This is a genomic window from Paracidovorax oryzae ATCC 19882 (assembly GCF_000687165.1).
Lineage (GTDB): Bacteria > Pseudomonadota > Gammaproteobacteria > Burkholderiales > Burkholderiaceae_C > Paracidovorax > Paracidovorax oryzae.
In genome coordinates this window covers 1-16,624 of sequence record NZ_JMKU01000005.1, presented here as the reverse complement: position 1 = coordinate 16,624, position 16,624 = coordinate 1, and the positions used below count along the sequence as shown (strand labels likewise).

Annotated in this window: 18 protein-coding genes and 1 pseudogene; 11 read left to right on the top strand and 8 right to left on the bottom strand. The window is 68.6% G+C overall.

Features of this window, described 5'->3' with window-relative positions; translation table 11 throughout:
* The first annotated feature begins 24 nt into the window (after positions 1–24).
* On the top strand, positions 25–570 hold the full coding sequence (locus T336_RS0103605; protein ID WP_035225262.1) for a hypothetical protein: 546 nt from the start codon (positions 25–27) through the stop codon (positions 568–570).
* Positions 571–572: 2 nt separating this feature from the next.
* On the opposite strand, the gene T336_RS0103600 is transcribed toward T336_RS0103605, so the two are convergent.
* The 4 genes from T336_RS0103600 to T336_RS0103585 form a co-directional block, all read right to left on the bottom strand.
* Entirely contained in the window at positions 573–1,661 is a 1,089-nt protein-coding gene (locus T336_RS0103600; RefSeq protein ID WP_026431525.1) for a TIGR03118 family protein, read from the bottom strand.
* Between the two features lie 111 nt (positions 1,662–1,772).
* A complete protein-coding gene (locus T336_RS0103595; RefSeq protein WP_013593870.1) occupies positions 1,773–2,132 on the bottom strand; it encodes an FKBP-type peptidyl-prolyl cis-trans isomerase in 360 nt (119 codons plus the stop codon).
* A 64-nt stretch (positions 2,133–2,196) separates the two neighbouring features.
* Complete coding sequence (locus tag T336_RS0103590; protein ID WP_019700377.1) at positions 2,197–2,532, bottom strand: winged helix-turn-helix transcriptional regulator; 336 nt, start codon at positions 2,530–2,532, stop codon at positions 2,197–2,199.
* Positions 2,533–2,676: 144 nt separating this feature from the next.
* Complete coding sequence (locus tag T336_RS0103585; RefSeq protein WP_026431524.1) at positions 2,677–3,615, bottom strand: LysR family transcriptional regulator; 939 nt, start codon at positions 3,613–3,615, stop codon at positions 2,677–2,679.
* 115 nt (positions 3,616–3,730) lie between these two features.
* On the opposite strand from T336_RS0103585, the gene T336_RS0103580 reads away from it, so the two are divergent.
* From T336_RS0103580 to T336_RS0103570, 3 genes are all read left to right on the top strand, one after another.
* Entirely contained in the window at positions 3,731–4,708 is a 978-nt protein-coding gene (locus T336_RS0103580) for a hydroxymethylglutaryl-CoA lyase (RefSeq protein ID WP_026431523.1), read from the top strand.
* 105 nt (positions 4,709–4,813) lie between these two features.
* Entirely contained in the window at positions 4,814–6,037 is a 1,224-nt protein-coding gene (locus tag T336_RS0103575) for a CaiB/BaiF CoA transferase family protein (RefSeq protein ID WP_051647043.1), read from the top strand.
* An 80-nt stretch (positions 6,038–6,117) separates the two neighbouring features.
* Positions 6,118–7,191 carry a tripartite tricarboxylate transporter substrate binding protein gene (locus tag T336_RS0103570; protein WP_244883865.1) on the top strand — a complete coding sequence of 358 codons (1,074 nt, stop codon included), beginning with the start codon at positions 6,118–6,120 and terminating at the stop codon, positions 7,189–7,191.
* 38 nt (positions 7,192–7,229) lie between these two features.
* Here the strand turns inward: T336_RS0103570 and yddG are convergent, their stop codons facing one another.
* A complete protein-coding gene (gene yddG / locus T336_RS0103565) occupies positions 7,230–8,141 on the bottom strand; it encodes an aromatic amino acid DMT transporter YddG (RefSeq protein WP_026431520.1) in 912 nt (303 codons plus the stop codon).
* 283 nt (positions 8,142–8,424) lie between these two features.
* On the opposite strand from yddG, the gene T336_RS0103560 reads away from it, so the two are divergent.
* Positions 8,425–8,865, top strand: coding sequence for a VirK family protein (locus tag T336_RS0103560; protein ID WP_026431519.1), 441 nt, complete (start codon positions 8,425–8,427; stop codon positions 8,863–8,865).
* A gap of 25 nt (positions 8,866–8,890) precedes the next feature.
* Here the strand turns inward: T336_RS0103560 and T336_RS0103555 are convergent, their stop codons facing one another.
* Positions 8,891–9,880 (bottom strand): LysR family transcriptional regulator, encoded by a 990-nt coding sequence (locus T336_RS0103555; RefSeq protein ID WP_026431518.1) that lies wholly within the window; start codon positions 9,878–9,880, stop codon positions 8,891–8,893.
* A 150-nt stretch (positions 9,881–10,030) separates the two neighbouring features.
* Between T336_RS0103555 and T336_RS0103550 the strand changes: the two genes are divergently transcribed.
* The 6 genes from T336_RS0103550 to T336_RS0103530 all read left to right on the top strand — a co-directional run bounded on the left by T336_RS0103550 (position 10,031) and on the right by T336_RS0103530 (position 15,792).
* Positions 10,031–10,969, top strand: a complete 939-nt coding sequence (locus tag T336_RS0103550) for a dihydrodipicolinate synthase family protein (protein WP_026431517.1) — start codon at positions 10,031–10,033, stop codon at positions 10,967–10,969.
* A gap of 93 nt (positions 10,970–11,062) precedes the next feature.
* Entirely contained in the window at positions 11,063–12,031 is a 969-nt protein-coding gene (locus T336_RS0103545) for a Bug family tripartite tricarboxylate transporter substrate binding protein (RefSeq protein ID WP_026431516.1), read from the top strand.
* Entirely contained in the window at positions 12,021–12,824 is an 804-nt protein-coding gene (locus T336_RS0103540) for an SDR family NAD(P)-dependent oxidoreductase (protein ID WP_244883864.1), read from the top strand. The genes T336_RS0103545 and T336_RS0103540 overlap by 11 nt, the downstream gene beginning before the upstream one ends.
* 54 nt (positions 12,825–12,878) lie before the next feature.
* Positions 12,879–14,048: a mandelate racemase/muconate lactonizing enzyme family protein gene (locus T336_RS0103535; protein ID WP_026431514.1), complete on the top strand. Its 1,170-nt coding sequence runs from the start codon at positions 12,879–12,881 to the stop codon at positions 14,046–14,048.
* 271 nt (positions 14,049–14,319) lie between these two features.
* Positions 14,320–14,892, top strand: coding sequence for a TIR domain-containing protein (locus T336_RS24735; protein WP_035225257.1), 573 nt, complete (start codon positions 14,320–14,322; stop codon positions 14,890–14,892).
* 21 nt (positions 14,893–14,913) lie between these two features.
* Positions 14,914–15,792 carry a macro domain-containing protein gene (locus tag T336_RS0103530; protein WP_026431513.1) on the top strand — a complete coding sequence of 293 codons (879 nt, stop codon included), beginning with the start codon at positions 14,914–14,916 and terminating at the stop codon, positions 15,790–15,792.
* Positions 15,793–15,825: 33 nt separating this feature from the next.
* Here T336_RS0103530 and T336_RS24730 read toward each other — a convergent pair.
* A pseudogene (locus T336_RS24730) lies at positions 15,826–16,317 on the bottom strand (transposase); the annotation flags it as partial.
* Between the two features lie 32 nt (positions 16,318–16,349).
* The coding region (locus T336_RS24725) for an integrase core domain-containing protein (RefSeq protein WP_035225256.1) at positions 16,350–16,624 on the bottom strand (275 nt) is incomplete at its 5' end.

The following is a 16,624-nucleotide window of genomic DNA, read 5'->3' as shown; positions in this document are numbered from 1 at the left end:
CCGGATTCACAAACCCGGGGGCGCATGCGACTCTGCGCCGCACATCGCCACTCGCGGCCGCGTGCCGGATCCACCGTGCTTCTCGTCAAAACCCCCGCCGGCCAGTTGGCTCTCAAGGATCGCCATCGCGGCCTCACGCCGCGCCAGCGATCCGCATTCATCCTCTTCGACGGCCGGCGCACCGTGGGGCAGGTACTGGCCGCCACGGCGGCCGTGGGCATCACCATGGACGACGTGCAGACCATGATCGACCAGGGGCTGCTGGAGAGCCCGGATGGGCGTCCCCTGGCGCGCGTGCAGGCCGCGCCGGCCGGCATGGGGCAGGGCCCGTCCGCCGCGGGGCCGGACGCGTCGCCCGCCCCGGCCGCCACCGCGATGGCGGACCGCTACCAGGGCGCCTACCGGGTCGCCACCGAACTCACCTCCGGCGCCGGCCTGCGCGGCTTCCGCCTGAACCTGGCGGTGGAGGGCGCGCGCAACGTCGAGGAGCTCGCCGCGCTGGCCCCGAAGATCCGCGAACTGGTCGGCGATGAGAAGTACCGCCGCCTGCAGGACGCGCTGTTCGGCTGAAATCAGTTCTGCGGGTCCACCCGGCCGTAGGCGCCGTTGGCGCCCTGGTTCGGACCGGCGATGTAGAACAGCGTATTGAGCGGCTGCTGGTTCAGCCCGTTGCCGAACGCGATGCCGCGCAGCCCGTCCACGCGCAGCACGGTGCCGTCGGCCTGGGCCAGCACGCCCTTCGTCACGCCGGTGGCCATGTCGAAGGCGCCGATGGTGCCGTCGCCTTCATTGGCGATCAGCAGCTGGCCGGAGGCACCGCCGAAGTTCGCGGGCGCCAGGGCCACGCCCCAGGGCGCGTTCAGCGGGGCGCCGGGCTGCAGCAGGCGCTGGGCCAGCGTGCCGTCGGTATTGAACAGGTTCACCGCGCCCGTGGCGCTGGCGTGTACGGCGTTGCGGCCGCTGGCGTCCTGGCGCGCATAGGTCACCACGATGCGCGAGCCGATGGCCTGGATGCCGTAGGGGGCGTAGTCGGCGGGCAGCTGCGGGTCGGAGAAGTCGCTGGCGAGCCGGACCTTGCGGAAGCTGCCGTCGAACACGTCCACCTTGCGGTTGCGGAAGTCGGTGGCGTAGAGGAAGTTGGCATTGCCGTTGGCGGCGATCGCCAGGCCCTTGTACACCGCGCCGCCCGCGCCGTCGCTGTAGGTGACGATGGCGTTGTTCAGGTCGGCGGCGGGGCTCCAGCCGGCGATGCTGCCGTCTTCGCTCGAGAAGATGAAGCGGCTCGGGCCGGTCACGCCGCCCTTGGTGACCTGGAAGTCGCTGCCGCCGCTGAACACGATGCCGGTCGGGTTGGCTGGCGCCGTGCCCGCGGGCGGTACCGTGACCACCAGCGATTGCGGCACGCCGTTGCCGTCGTAGAGCGTGGATTTCTGGGTGGCGGTGGCCGTCACCCACACGAAGCCCTGCGGATTGAAGGCGATGCCCCAGCCGTTCTTGAGGTTGGGGTCCGTCTGCGTGGACGGGACGCTGCCGTCGGACACCACGGTGCGCGCGGTGAACGCGGTGGCGACGGACGGGGTCGGGCTGCTGCCGCCTCCGCAGGCGGCCAGGAAGAGGGCGGCTGCAGGCGCCAGGGCCAGCAGGTGACGGGAAATTTTCACGGGACAAGACTCCACGGGTTGCGGCAGGACGTTCTGCGCGTCGTGGGTACCCGTGGGCCAGGGAAAGGTTGCCGTGCTGCGGAATCTGCGGCACGGCGCCCGCTGGCCGGCTCAGCGGCCGACGCCGAGCAGCTCCACGTCGAACTTCAGCGTGGCGTTCGGGGGGATCACGCCGCCCGCGCCGCGTGCGCCATAGCCCAGGGCGGCGGGGATGATGAGCGTGCGCTGGCCGCCGATCTTCATGCCTTGCACGCCTTCGTCCCAGCCCTTGATCACCATGCCGGCGCCGAGGTGGAACTCGAACGGGGCATTGCGGTCGCGGCTGGAGTCGAACTTCGCGCCCTGCTGGCCGTCGTTGTAGAGCCAGCCGGTGTAGTGCACGCGCACCGGCTGGCCGCTGGTGGCCTCGGTGCCTTCGCCGACGGTGGTGTCTTCGTACTGCAGGCCGGACGGGGTGGTGGTGAATGCCATGGGGAAAAACTCCTGGGGTGGGTAAAGGGAAGGGGGAAGGGCCGCGGGGGCCGCTGCCCGCCTGTCAGCTGCGGGGGGCTGCGGACGCCGCGGCGGCCTTGGCGGAACGGGCGGCGACCCAGCGGGTGGCGAAGGCCTGCACGTCGCTCAGGCGCTTGAGCAGGTCCACGCCCGAGGGGGTGACCGTGTAGCCGTCGCTGCCGTGGTCCAGCAGGCCGGCCTCGCGCAATTCCTTGATGCGCGTGTTGAGGGTGTTGGGCGTGATGCCGCCGACGCTGTCCTGCAGCAGCCGGAACGTCTGCGGATGGCCGTCGCGCAGGGCCCAGAGCACGCGCAGCGCATAACGGCATTCGAGCTTCTCGAAAAGCTGGTTGATGGCGGCGTTTTCCTTGGAACTCATGGCGGGTTCTCCTTGCGCGAGGGGGGAGCGCGGCTGGCGGGACGGATGGGCACCCGGGCACCGCGAAAATATAGCCTGGAAATTCGTTTGCTACAAGTTTAATAGCTCAAAATTCATGTCTGGCAGGCACCTCGCCCAAATAACTCAGGTGTTACCCGCCTGTTGCACTCGCGCTGCCCCCCCGTCGCCCCCGCGGTGCGCCAGGTAATCGGCCAGCAGTGCCGCGGCAGCGGGCAGGCCGTCGCCCGCCCGGGCGCACAGGGCGAAGCGCCGGCGGGCCCAGGGGTCGGCCAGCGGCACCACGCGCACGCCGCTGGCGGCGGCGAACGGCTCCGCCACCTCGCGCGGCACCACGCTGATGGCCAGGTTGGCGCGCACCACGCGCAGCGCGGCGTCGAAGTTGGACACGAACACCCGGTGCAGCAGGCTGCGCCCCTCCAGCGCGGCCGCGCGCGCCAGCAGCACCTGCACCGCGCTCAGGGCGGGCATGCTGACGAACTCGTAGCCCAGCACGTCGGCGAAGCGCACGGTCTCCAGGGCCGCCACGGGATGGGACGCATGGGCCGCGATGGCGAGGTGGTCGCTGCGGTAGGCGCGGGTGTGCAGCCCCTGCAGGTCGGCCGCGTCCCAGCAGATGCCCAGCGAGGCGCTGCCCTCGCGCACGCCGCGCACCACCTCCGGGCTCACGCGCTCTTCCATGCTCACCTGGATGTCACGGTGCGCAGGCTCCTGCAGGAAGGCGGCCACGTCGTCGGCCAGCGATTCGGCCATGACCGAGGCCGTGACCAGCATGCGCACGTGGCCGCGCACGCCCGTGGCGAAGCCGGCCATGTCGCGCTCGATGCGGCCCGCGGTGGCCAGCATCTCGCGCGCGTGCTCCAGCAGCGTCTCCCCGGCGGGCGTCGGGGCCACGCCGTGGCGCCTGCGCACCAGCAGCCGGGTGCCCAGGGTGTCCTCCAGTTGCGCCAGGCGCTTGCTGACCGCCGAACCCACGATGGATTCGCGCTCCGCCGCGCGCGCGATGTTGCGTTGTTCGCAGACGGCCACGAACAGCCGCAGGGTCTGGAGATCGAGGGAGCGCATGGTTGAGATGTTCCTTTTGGGAAATTCTGGGCTTCCCAAATTGAGATCATGGAGTGTGCGGGAATTTCTAGAATAGGACACACGGCCGCCGACGGCCCGGAACGAGGAGACATCCATGACCCCATCCACCGACGCATCCGCCACGGCGCGCGACCCCGCGCCGCGCGCACAGGTGCGCGAGGTCGGCCTGCGCGACGGCCTGCAGAGCATCGCCGCCATCCTCCCCACGGAGCGCAAGATCGCCTGGGTCGCCGCGGCCCACGCTGCCGGGCAGCGGGAGATCGAGGTGGGCTCCTTCGTGCCCGCGCGCCTGCTGCCGCAACTGGCGGACACGGCCGAGGTGCTGGCGTTCGCCCGGACGCTGCCGGGGCTGGTGGCCTCGGTGCTGGTGCCCAACCTGAAGGGCGCCGAACGCGCGCTCGAATGCGGCGCGCACCTGATGGTGGTGCCGCTCTCGGCGAGCCATGCGCACAGCCTGGCCAACCTGCGCAAGACGCCCGACGAGGCCGTGGCCGAGGTGGCGCGCATCCGCGCGGCACGCGATGCCTCCGGCAGCCGCACCCTCATCGAGGGCGGCGTGGGCACGGCCTTCGGCTGCACGCTGCAGGGGAACGTGGACGAAGCCGAGGTGCTGCGCCTCCTGCAGGCGCTGCTGGACGCCGGAGCCGACCGCGTGAGCCTGGCCGACACCGTGGGCTATGCGGATCCGGTCTCGGTCGCCCGGCTCTTCGGCAAGGCCCGCGACCGGGTGGGCGACCGCCTCGCCTGCGCGCACTTCCACGACACCCGCGGCATGGGCCTGGCCAATGCCTGCGCGGCCTGGCAGGTGGGCGTCACGCGGTTCGACGCGAGCCTGGCCGGCATCGGCGGCTGCCCGCATGCGCCCGGCGCCAGCGGCAACGTGGCCACGGAAGACCTCGCCTTCATGCTGGAGCGCATGGGCATCGCCACCGGCCTGGACCTGCCGGCCCTGCTGGCCCTGCGCGGGCGCGTGCCGGAGTGGCTGGCGGGCGAGACCCTGCATGGGACACTCTGGCGCGCCGGCCTGCCGCGGGGCGGCCTCGTGGCGCGGCCCGAGCCGGTGCCCGCCTGAAGCGGGCCGGCACGCACCTGCTGCGTGCCTGGCTGCGCCTTCGCGCGGTGCCCCGTTGCCTGCCGCTGGTCCTTTCTTCCGTCCGATCCTTCATTTCCGCTGTCCATGACTTCCCTGACTGCTTCCCCGGCCCCTTCCCCGCAATCCACCCTGCCGCTGGCGGGCCTGCGCGTGGTGGAGTTCACCCACATGGTCATGGGGCCGACCTGCGGCATGGTGCTGGCCGACCTCGGCGCCGAGGTCATCAAGGTCGAGCCCGTGGACGGCGACCGCACGCGCCACCTGCTGGGCGCGGGCGCGGGCTTCTTCCCGATGTTCAACCGCAACAAGAAGAGCATCGCGATCGACCTGCGCAGCGCCGAGGGGCTGGGGGTGGCGATCCGGCTCGCGTCCTCCGCCGACGTGGTGGCGCAGAACTTCAAGCCCGGCGTGATGGCCAAATACGGCCTCGACTATGCGGCCCTCTCGCGCCTGAACGAAGGGCTGGTGTACGTGAACCACACGGGCTTCCTGCCCGGGCCCTACGAGCACCGCACGGCGCTCGACGAAGTGGTGCAGATGATGGGCGGCCTCGCCTACATGACGGGCCGCCCCGGCGACCCGCTGCGCGCGGGCACCAGCGTGAACGACATCATGGGCGGCATGTTCGGCGCCATCGGCGCCATGGCGGCGCTGATGCAGCGCGCGCGCACCGGCCGCGGCCAGGAAGTGGACTCCGCGCTGTTCGAGAACAACGTGTTCCTGGTAGGCCAGCACATGATGCAGTACGCCGTGACCGGCCAGCCCGCTGCGCCCATGCCGGACCGCATCTCCTCCTGGGCCGTGTACGACGTGTTCAGCGTGAAGGACGGCGGCCAGATCTTCCTGGCGGCGGTGAGCGACGCGCAGTGGCAGACCTTCTGCGATGCCATGGGCTACGCCGACCTGAAAGCCGACCCGGCCCTGGCCACCAACAACGACCGCGTGCGGGCCCGGGGCACGCTGCTGCCGGAGCTGCGGCGGCGCCTCGCGGAGCACACGGCCGACGCGCTCGCCGCCGTCTTCGAGCGCCACGGCCTGCCGTTCGCACCCATCCTGCGGCCGGAGCAGCTCTTCGACGATCCCCACCTGAACGCCACCGGCGGCCTGGCCGACGTCACGCTGCCCGACGGCGAGCACGCTGGCGAGCGCGCGCGCGTCACGCTCCTGCCGCTGCGCATGGGCGGCGAACGCCTGCCCGTGCGCGCCGATCCACCGCGCCTGGGCGAACACACGCGCGAACTGCTCGAAGGGCTGGGCTACGCACCCGGCGCCATCGACGCGCTGCTCGAGGCCTGTTCCGTGGCCTGACCGGCCGACCGAATTCCCCGGGGCCTCGACGAGCGCGGCGCCAGTCCGCGCGGCCCCACCACAACGATGGAGACACGCGCATGCCGAACCCTGAACTTCCGAAGGCGGCCCCCGGCCGCAGCCGCCCCGATGCCGCGCCTGCGGTGCCTGCCGGCCCCGCCGGACCTGCTGGCGGGTTGACCCGCCGCACGGCGGCTGCCTGGGGCGCCGCTGCCCTGGCTGCGGCCTGGACCGGCCTGCGCCCCGCACGCGCGCAGGGCCACCCGGACCGGCCGCTGCGCGTCATCCTGCCGCTCTCGGCCGGCTCCGGGGCCGACGGCGCCATCCGCGCCATCAGCGCCAGCCTCGCGAAGGCGCTCGGCCAGCCGGTGGTGATCGAGAACCTGCCCGGAGCGGGCGGCATCACCGGCACCGCGCAGATCGTGCGCGCGCCGAAAGACGGATCGGTCATCGGCGTGGTCTCCAACAACCACGTGGTGAACCCCAGCGTGTACCGGAACATCCCGTTCGACTCGCTGGCCGACATCACGCCCATCACCATCCTGGGCGCGACCCCCTTCGTGCTCGTCGCCAACCCGGCCCTGCCGGCCGCCAACGTGCGCGAGCTGATCGCCTATGCGAAGGCGAGGCCCGGCGTGCTGAACTACGGCTCCTCCGGCAACGGCACCATCCTGCACCTGGGCGCGGCCATGTTCGTGGACCGGGCCGGGCTGGACATCAAGCACATCCCGTACAAAGGCATGGGGCCGCTGATGAACGACGTGCTCGGCGGCCAGGTGCAGCTGGCCGTGGTGGCGGCTGCTCCCGCCGCGCCCCACATCCAGTCGGGCGCGCTGCGGGCGCTGGGCGTGACCACCGCGGCGCGCGTGCCCACGCTGCCGGGCGTGCCCACCATTGCCGAGCAGGGCCTGCCGGGTTTCGAGCTCGACGGCTGGATCGCGCCCGTGGGGCCGGCCGGCCTGCCGAAGGCGGAAATCGCGCGCCTCTACGGCGGCTTCCAGGCCGCGATGGACATGCCCGCGGCGCGCGACGCGCTCGTCGCCCAGGGCTACGAGATCAAGCTCACCCCGCCCGGGCAGGCCGCAGCCTTCTTCCGCAGCGAGGCCGCGCGCATGGCGCAGGTGGTGAAGAACGCGCACCTGACCATGGACTGATCGCTCCGCCTTCCGCCCTGTGCCGCGCGCGCCGGCCGTCAGCAGGCCTCGGGGCCGGGCGCACGCGGCCGGCCGCGGGTGGCGAGCCAGCACAGCACCGCGCCGCCGCACACCATGCACGCCCCCGCCCAGAAGGCCGCCGACAGCGGCACGCGCAGCAGCAGCGCGGCCAGCGCCGCCGACAGCACCGGCGTGAAATACGACGCCCCGGCCAGCACCGTGACATTGCCGTGCAGGATGCCGACGTTCCACGCCGCGTAGCCGAAACCCATCGCCGCCGCCGCGAACGCCAGCTGCACCGCCGTGGGCACGCTCCATTGCATCGCGGGTGCGCCGCCGGCCAGGTACCGGGCCCACAGCACCAGCGCGGTGAGCAGGAAGAACAGCGTGATCCCGTTCGTGCCGCGGGCCAGGCGTGCCGTCACCGTGCAGTACGCGGCCCAGGCCACGGCCCCGGTGAAGGCCAGGCCGTAGCTCAGCGGGTTGTCCTGGATGTTGGCGGCCATGCCGGCCAGGCTCACGCCGTTGCCGCCGCCCAGCACCGTGCAGATGCCCGCCAGCGACACGGCCAGCCCCGGCACCACCAGCCAGCTGGCGCGCTGGCCGTTGAAGGCGATCGCGGCCAGCATGGTGAAGGTCGGCCACAGGTAGTTCACCATGCCCACCTCGATCGCCTGCTGGCGGCTGCGCGCATGGCCGATGGACAGCGACAGGCACAGCTCGTAGCCCACGAACAGCACGCTGCCCCACGCGAGGTAGCGGCGCGGGAACGCGCGCAGCGGCGTGAAACCCACCGTCGCCCACAGCAGGGCGGCTGCGGCGCTGTAGATCATCGCCGCGCCGCCCACCGCGCCCAGGCCCTCGCTCACGCCGCGGATCAGGCCCACGATCGACGCCCACAGAAGGATGGCGACCAGCCCGATGCCGGTGGCGCGGTGTCTTTTTTCCATCACCGGATTATCGAAGCGCCTGGCTGGCATCCCGCTGAAAGCTAATGCAGTGGATGAAGTTCCTGAATGCCGAGCCGTCCGGCAGGTCCCTGCGGCCGGCGCCGATCGGCGCGCAGGCCTTGTGGGATAAGGGTTTTCCCGTGCAAAGGGCACATCGCCACCGTCGCCGGACCTGCGCGCGCGCACCGTGGCCACCCTGCGCGGCAGGGGTACCACGGACGCGATGGCTGCCTACCATGGGCACGCTTTTGCCTCCAACCCATGCATCGAAAGGTTCGCAACCATGGTCCGACTGCTGCCCTACCGCACCTACTGCCTGCTGCTCGCGCCCGCCCTCTGGATGGCCGCCGCCCATGCCGGCGACGTCCTGCCCACCCACGCCGCCATCCAGCAGGCGCTGGACCAGGGCGAGAGCGTCTCCGTCGCCATCGATCTCTCCCAGTGCATGCCCCAGGGCGGTGCCAAGCCCTCGCAGACGCGCGGCGGCCGCCGCATCGACGCCTACCGCATCGTGCCGGACGGCACCGTCTCCTTCAGCGATTCGCACTTCACCGTGGCGGGCGACGGCCAGCCCATCGTCCAGTTCATGCGCTACCAGGTGCGCCCCGACCAGTCCGTGGACTTCACCACTTGGATGTTCAACCTGCCGGGCTACGACCTGCGCACGCCGTCCGTGGCTTACCGCTGCACCATCGGCCAGGGCACGCGCTTCCACAAGGATTGAACACCCGCCGCCGCCTGGCGGCGCATCAGGGCAGGGCGGTGCCCGCGGCCTGCCCGGCCTGCCCGCCCGCGGCGAGGCGCCAGAGCGTCTCCGCCGCGTCCGACATCTCCGTGCGCTGCCGGTACAGCCGGATCTCCACCGGCACGTCCCATCCGGCCGGCCCGGCGGCCACCAGCGCGCCTGATTGCAGTTCCTCCGCGATCAGGCTGCGCGGAAGCCATGCCATGCCGCGGCCTTCGAGCGCCATCGCCTTGAGCAGCGCCGCATGGTGGGCGGTGAACACCACCTCCACCTCGCCCGGCATGCCGGCCACGCCCCCCGCATCGAACACGCCCCTGCGCAGCGCGCGCATGATCCGCCCCAGGCCCGAGGCATCGCTGTACGCCAGCACCGGCAGCGGCGGCCGCGCGCTGCCCTGCGCCTGCGGATCGGGGATGGCATGCAGCGGCGTGCCGTCCCCCTGCGGTGCCGACACGGGCTGCAGCACGTCGTCCGCCAGGCGCGCCGCCGGATAGCCCGCCTCGTCCAGCCGCCCCGGCACGGCCGCATGGCCGTGGCAGAGCACGAACTGCACGCGCCGCTGCAGGGCCAGGTCCTCGCAGGCTTGGTAGCTGTCAGAAATCGTCTGGATCGGCCCCAGCCGCAACTGCGACTCCAGCCCCCCGAGCCAGCGCGGAAAGAACGTGAGCGAGAGCACATGCGTCGCCGCGAAGCGCAGGCTGGCCGCCGCCTGGGCCTGCGCCGCGCAGGCCTTGATCCGCGCCGCCTCCAGCCGCGCGAGCACGTCTTCCAGCAGCGGCTGGAAGCGCTGCCCCGCTGCGGTGAGGGTGGCTGGGTGCGCGCTGCGGTCGAACAGCTCGGCGCCCACCCAATCCTCCAGCGCGCGGATGTGGCGGCTGAACGCGGGCTGCGCGATGGCGCGGGCCTCGGCCGCGCGCGAGAAATTGCCGCTCTCGGCGAGGGCGAGGAAATCCTCCAGCCACTCCAGATCCAGCGGTCGGTTGCCGGGGCCCATGGGTCTCCTGGCGCGTGGCGGCACGCGCGGATAGTTGTATGCGATTCGGGTATTGGACGGCCGCGGGCGGGGCGGGAATCATCCGCTGCGTTCCCCTTCCATCCAACGATCCAACGACGGGACCATCCCGGAACCACGGAGACAGCCCACATGCCTTCCATCGCGAATTATCGCGGCATCATCCCCGCCATTTCGTGCCCCTTCACGCCGGACCACCGCATCGACGAGCCCGCCCTGCGCAAGCTCGCCTCCTGGCTGGCCGGCCACGACGGCGTGGTCGCCATCATGACCAACGGCCACACGGGCGAAGTGTTCTCGCTCACCCCGGCCGAGCGCGCCGAAGTCACCCGCATCGTGGCGGATGAACTGAAAGGACGCTGCCCCGTCATTTCCTCCATCGTCTGCGAGGGCCTGAAGGACGCCGCCGACCATGCCCGCGCCGCCGTCGCCGCCGGCGCCGTCGCCCTCGACGTGATGCCCCCGCACCACTGGCTGCGCTTCGGCTTCACCTCCGGCCATGCCCTGCAGTACTTCGAGGCGATCCATGAGGCCGCGCCGGAGGCCGACCTCGTCTGCCACGTCTATCCCGCCTGGACGCGCGCCTCCTACTCGTCGCAACTGCTCGCAGACCTCGCGAAGCTGCCCTACCTGCAGGCCTTCAAGGTGGGCCAGCGCGACATGAACAAATACGCCCGCGACATCCAGGCGATCCGCGAGGCCGATGCCTCCAAGGCCATCCTCACCTGCCACGACGAATACCTGCTCGCCTCCATGGTGCAGGGCGTCGATGGCGCGCTGGTCGGCTTCGCCACCTTCATCCCGCAGCTCATCATCGACCTGTGGAACGCCGTCAAGGCGGGCGACCTCAAGAAGGCCATGGAAGTGCAGGCCGTCATCACCCCGCTGAAAGACGCCGTCTATGGCGGCGGCGAACCCACGGGCGAGGCCCATGCCCGCATGAAGGGCGGCATGTACCTGGCCGGCGTGATCGACGACGCCACCGTGCGCCCGCCCACCGAGGCGCCGAGCGCCAAGGAAATGGACGCGCTGCGCGCGGCGGTGAAGCAGGCCGGCCTGCTCCAGCGCTGAACGCCAGCAGCACCAGCAAAAAGGGGCGGGGGATTTTGAGTCCCCTGCGCCTGGGTGGCCTCACAAAGAAACAACGACAGGAGACAAGACACCATGCAACGCAAGCACTTCCTCCGCGCCGCCCTGGGCGCCGCCGCCCTCGCGGTGGCGGCCGGCGCCGTGGCACAGCCGCAGACCTATCCGAACAAGCCCGTGCGGATGGTCATCCCCTTCCCGCCGGGCGGCACGCTCGACGCCGTCGGCCGAATGCTCGCGCAGAAGCTCGGCGAGCAGATGGGCCAGTCCTTCGTCGTGGACAACAAGCCCGGCGGCAGCGGCGTGATCGGCGGCGATACCGTCGCCAAGGCGGCGGCCGACGGCTACACCCTGCTGTTCAGTGCCTCCACGCACACCACGGCGCCGATGACGCTCAAGTCCGTGCCCTACAACGTCACGCAGGACTTCATCCCCGTGGCCCTGGTCGCCAAGGCGCCCCTCTCGGTCGCGATCAACAAGGACCTGCCCATCACCGACATCAAGAGCCTGATCGCCTACGCCCAGGCGCGCCCCGGCAAGATGACCTTCGCCGTCGGCTCCATCGGCTCGGCCGGGCATCTTTCCACCGAACTGCTCAAGCGCGCCGGCAAGATCGATTATTTGATCGTGCCGTACAAGGGCACGGCCCCGGCCTTCCAGGACCTGATCGGCGGGCAGATCGACGGCTTCATCGACCCCATCCTCGGCTCGCTCCAGTACCACAAGAGCGGCATGCTGCGCGTGGTGGCCGTCACCTCGGCCCAGCGCGTGCCCAGCCTGCCGGACGTGCCCACCGTGGCCGAAACCATCCCCGGCTACGAGTTCTACAGCTGGTACGGCCTCTGGGCCCCGGCCAAGACCCCGCCCGCGCTCGTGCAGCGCCTCAACGCCGAGGTCAACAAGGCCCTCGCCGAGATCGGCCCCAAGCTCAAGGAGCAGGGCCTGCTCGTCACGCCCGGCAGCGCGGAAGATTTCGCCAAATTCCAGCGCGAGGACATGGAGCGCTCCCAGAAAATCGTGACCGAGGGCCGCATCCGTGCCGAATGACACGCTTCCAGCGGCCGGCCCCGTGCCCCATGCCGTCGTCACCGGCAGCAGCAGCGGCATCGGCCGCGCCATCGCCGAATCGCTGCTCGCAACCGGCTGGCGCGTGACGGGGCTCGACATCGCGCCGCCCGCCATCGTGCACCCGGCCTTCGCGCACCTGCCCGTGGACCTGGCCGACGGCGAGGCCATCGCCCGGGCCGCGGCGGGGTTGCTGGAGGCTGGGCCGCGCGAAACCGTGGCACCGAACGCATCGGGCCACGCCAGCCCCCAGCCGCCGAAATCCCCGCCTGCGCCCCGGGCCCCCGATGCCTTGGTACACGCTGCAGGCGTGTTGCGGGTCGGCCCGCTCGGCCAGCTGGACCATGCCGGCGGCGAACTCATGTGGTGCCTGCACGTCGATGCCGCCACACGCCTCGCCGACGCCCTCGTGCCCGCCATGGCCGCTCGCGGGCGGGGCCGCGTCGTCTTCATCGGCAGCCGCGTGGCCCAGGGCATGCCCGGGCGCGGCCAGTACGCCGCCACCAAGGCCGCGCTCATCGCCCTCGCGCGCAGCTGGGCGGCCGAGGTGGCGGGGCAGGGCGTCACCGTCAACGTCGTCTCGCCCGCCGCCACCGCCACCGGCATGCTCGCCGACCCGGCCCGCGCCGGCAGCGCGCCGCGCCTGCCGCCCATCGGCCGCCTCATCGAACCCGCGGAAATCGCTGCGCTCACGGGCTACCTGCTCTCGCCCGCGGCGGCGGCCATCACCGGGCAGGACATCGCCATCTGCGGCGGCTCCTCGCTCGCCCGCTGAGCCGCCCCTTCATCCATCCCGTTTCATCCCACACGGCCCGCGCCTTTGACCACCATGCGAATCGTCAACATCCTCGAATCCACGCGCCCCATCAAGTCCGATATCCGCAACGCCTACATCGACTTCTCGAAGATGACGCTGAGCCTCGTGGCCGTCGTCACCGACGTCATCCGCGACGGCAAGCCGGTGATCGGCTACGGCTTCAACTCCAACGGCCGCTACGGCCAGGGCGCGCTCATGCGCGACCGCTTCATCCCGCGCGTGCTGGAGGCCGACCCCGCCTCCCTGGTCGATGACACGGGCGAGAACCTGTGCCCCCACAAGATCTGGGCGCGCATGATGACCAACGAAAAACCCGGCGGCCATGGCGAGCGCTCCGTCGCCGTCGGCACCATCGACATGGCCGTGTGGGACGCCGTGGCAAAAATAGCCGGCAAGCCCCTCTACCAGCTGCTCGCCGAGCGCTACGGCAACGGTACGCCCGCCAACCCGCGCGTCTTCGTCTATGCGGCCGGCGGCTACTACTACCCCGGCAAGGGCCTGGACGGCCTGAAGCAAGAGATGGAGAGCTACCTCGCGCGCGGCTACTCCGTCGTCAAGATGAAGATCGGCGGCGCCACGCTGGCGGATGACTGCGAACGCATCGAATCCGTCCTGAAGATCCTCGGCCCCGGCCAGCAGCTCGCCGTGGACGCCAACGGCCGCTTCGACCTGCAAACCGCCATCGACTACGGCAAGGCCCTCTCGCAATACCCCCTGTTCTGGTACGAAGAGGCCGGCGACCCGCTCGACTATGAACTACAGGCCAAACTCGGCGAGGTGTACCAGGGCCCCATGGCCACGGGCGAAAACCTGTTCTCCATGCAGGACGCCCGCAACCTCATCCGCCACGGCGGCATGCGCCCCGACCGCGACTGGCTGCAGTTCGACTGCGCCCTCAGCTACGGCCTCGTCGAATACCTGCGCACGCTCGACATGCTCAAAGAGAACGGCTGGTCCCCCAGCCGCTGCATCCCCCACGGGGGCCACCAGATGTCACTCGCCATCGCCGCCGGCCTGGGCCTGGGCGGCAACGAGAGCTACCCGGATTTGTTCCAGCCGTATGGCGGATTCCCGGACGGAGTGAAGGTGGAGAACGGGTATGTGACGCTGCCGGCGTTGCCGGGGATTGGGTTTGAGGGGAAATCGGACCTGATTAGGGAGATGCGGGCGTTGGCGGGTTGATGGAGGAAGGTGCTGGCGCTTGTGGAAGGGCGTTGGCAGCGACCTATGGGAAATGGCCACTAGTGGCCATTTCTGTATGACACGGGGTTGTTTGTTGCCGGTTTTGGAGATTCAACAACAGACTGGTTTGCAGCGGTTACCCATCTTGAAGCTATGGTTGCAAATGACGGTGTTCGGCCAAGAGCAAACGTCCAGCGTTTGAGCTGAGGCGACCCCCGGCGGGGGGCTGGCAAAGTTGTATGATCCTGTGGAGACAACGAGGGAGGATCATATGGCGCAAAGATGCGGGAACTACACAGCGTTCTATGTTGCAGAACCGTTCAATCCCAGTTCACTAGGTGCACATGCGACGAAGGATTTCTGCTACTACAACACGCTGCGAATGTGGAAGGGTCAAGATGCTTCGTTTCCATTCACTGATTCACACGCCATTACTTACAGCGTACGAGACGACAGTAATTGGGAAACAACATTAAAACCAAGACTTCGGGAGCGGCTTCGCGCATCAAAGAACATTGTGCTCATTCTTAGCTCGGCCACTCGAAACTCGAGGGCGTTGAGGGAAGAGGTGGACTACGGCATCAACGATCAGGGTTTGCCCGTTATCGTGATCTATCCGGAGTATGACTCAAAAGACAGTCTTCTCGAAAATGGATTGTTGAAGCAATCGGTAAAGGACCTATGGGACGGACTTCCGGTGTTTCGGGACTCGATGAATTTGGTGCCAACTCTGCATGTCCCTATGGCAAAGGGCTTGATCACCCACGCGTTTAAGAATACCGACCTGATGCTTGCCACCAAGTGCGCTCCTGGCCTCTTCCGGTATCCGGCTAGTTTGTCCTGATCAAGCGCTGGCATCACATCTATGAAGTTCTTCATTCGATCGCTTGCGACAGCGTCGTTCTGGAAGTACGCGCTGTTCTCGCGAGACGCGCTTATTGCCATTTTCGCGACCGTCGGGTCTCTTTACTTCCTCATGGAGTTCATGGACTTCTTGGGAATCTATACCAAGGACAAGTACAGCAAATTCGCAATCTTCCCAATCCTTGCCGCGGCGATTCTCTGGGTAATCACCACTCGTCGACCTGTCTCCCGAGTTGGATATAAGGTTCCAAAGCGGGATGTAATGTTTGAGGTAAAGATTGGAGACATCTTTGCGGAGGGTGGCGACACGGTCATCAGCACCAATACAACCTTTGACACAGATATGGCCAGCGGCCTGATCTCTCCTGATAGTCTTCAGGGGCAGCTGGCGCTGAAGTTTTTTCAAGGAAACACCGCAGAGATTGACCGACAGCTTGCAGTGGGACTTAGCGGGGTCAATTCGTCAATCAATCCCAATGCCCTCGGCAAGAAGCATGAATATCCCATTGGGACGGTGGCAAAGGTCAATGCTGGCAACAAGACGTTCTATTTTCTAGCCATGTCGAGATTGAACTCTCATGGTACGGCCTATTCAACGCTTCGCGACGTAGAGGATGCGCTTGAGTGCCTGTGGCAGTTCATTGCCGATCAGGGGCATTTGCATGATCTTGCGGTTCCTCTGGTTGGAACGGGGCGAGGTCGCATAGATACGTCTCGAAAGAAGATGACAGAGAAGATCGCGCAATCGTTTGCCGATGCCGCAATCGGAAAGGTGTTCAGCAACAAGCTGACAATAATGATTCGCCCAGAGGATGCTGAACGTTTTCAAGTCAATCTGTTTGAGATTAAAGACTACCTAAGTCGAAGCTTGCATATCTAGGGAAGGTCTGCAAAACCCTTTTCCTAGAGCGTGTTATGAACTTCCCGCCGCTGCCAGCACCCGTGCAGCGGCAGGCAACATGAGCACAGCGAAGACCAAGAAATGCAGCCCGCCGAGCACTTCGGGTAGGCGCTCGTAGTCCCGTGTGAGTCTGCGGAATCTCGCCAGCCAGCCGAAGCTTCTCTCCACTACCCAGCGCCGTGGCAGCAGTACGAAGCCCTTCTTCGCCTCGGGCAGCTTCACGATCTGCAGGTCGATGCCGTTGTCCTGCGCCGCCTTGGATGGCGCTTCACCCGTGTAGCCCTGATCCGCCCAGGCCAGTTTCACCGTGTGGCCCGTGGCCTGCTGCACGTCTTCGCAGAGGCGTTGCACTTGCGCGCGCTCCTGTTCGTCTGCAGGCGTGACATGCACAGCCAGCAGGTGGCCCAGCGTGTCCACAGCCATGTGCACCTTGCTGCCACGCTTGCGTTTGTAGCCGTCGTAGCCTGCGCGTGGCCCGCTCTCGCAACTCGATTGCAATGTGCGCCTGATGTTGCCCCCGTATTCCCGGTCCCGTCCTATTCGCAATAAAGCGTCTGGTCCACCGATGGCTCCAGCCGCACCCGGGCGGCCTGCTGCCGCCTGAACTCACGAGGCGAACACATTTTCAGCGACGAGTGTGGGTGCACCTCGTTGAAGTGCTCGAAGGCAGCCGGCAGTTGGGCCAGCACCGTCCTTGCATCACTCAGGTCCATGCGGGCCACGTAGTCCCGTTTGAAGGTGTTGACGAAGCTCTCGGCAATCCCGTTGCTCTGCGGGCTACACACGGGCGTGTGGATGGGTTTCAGGCCCA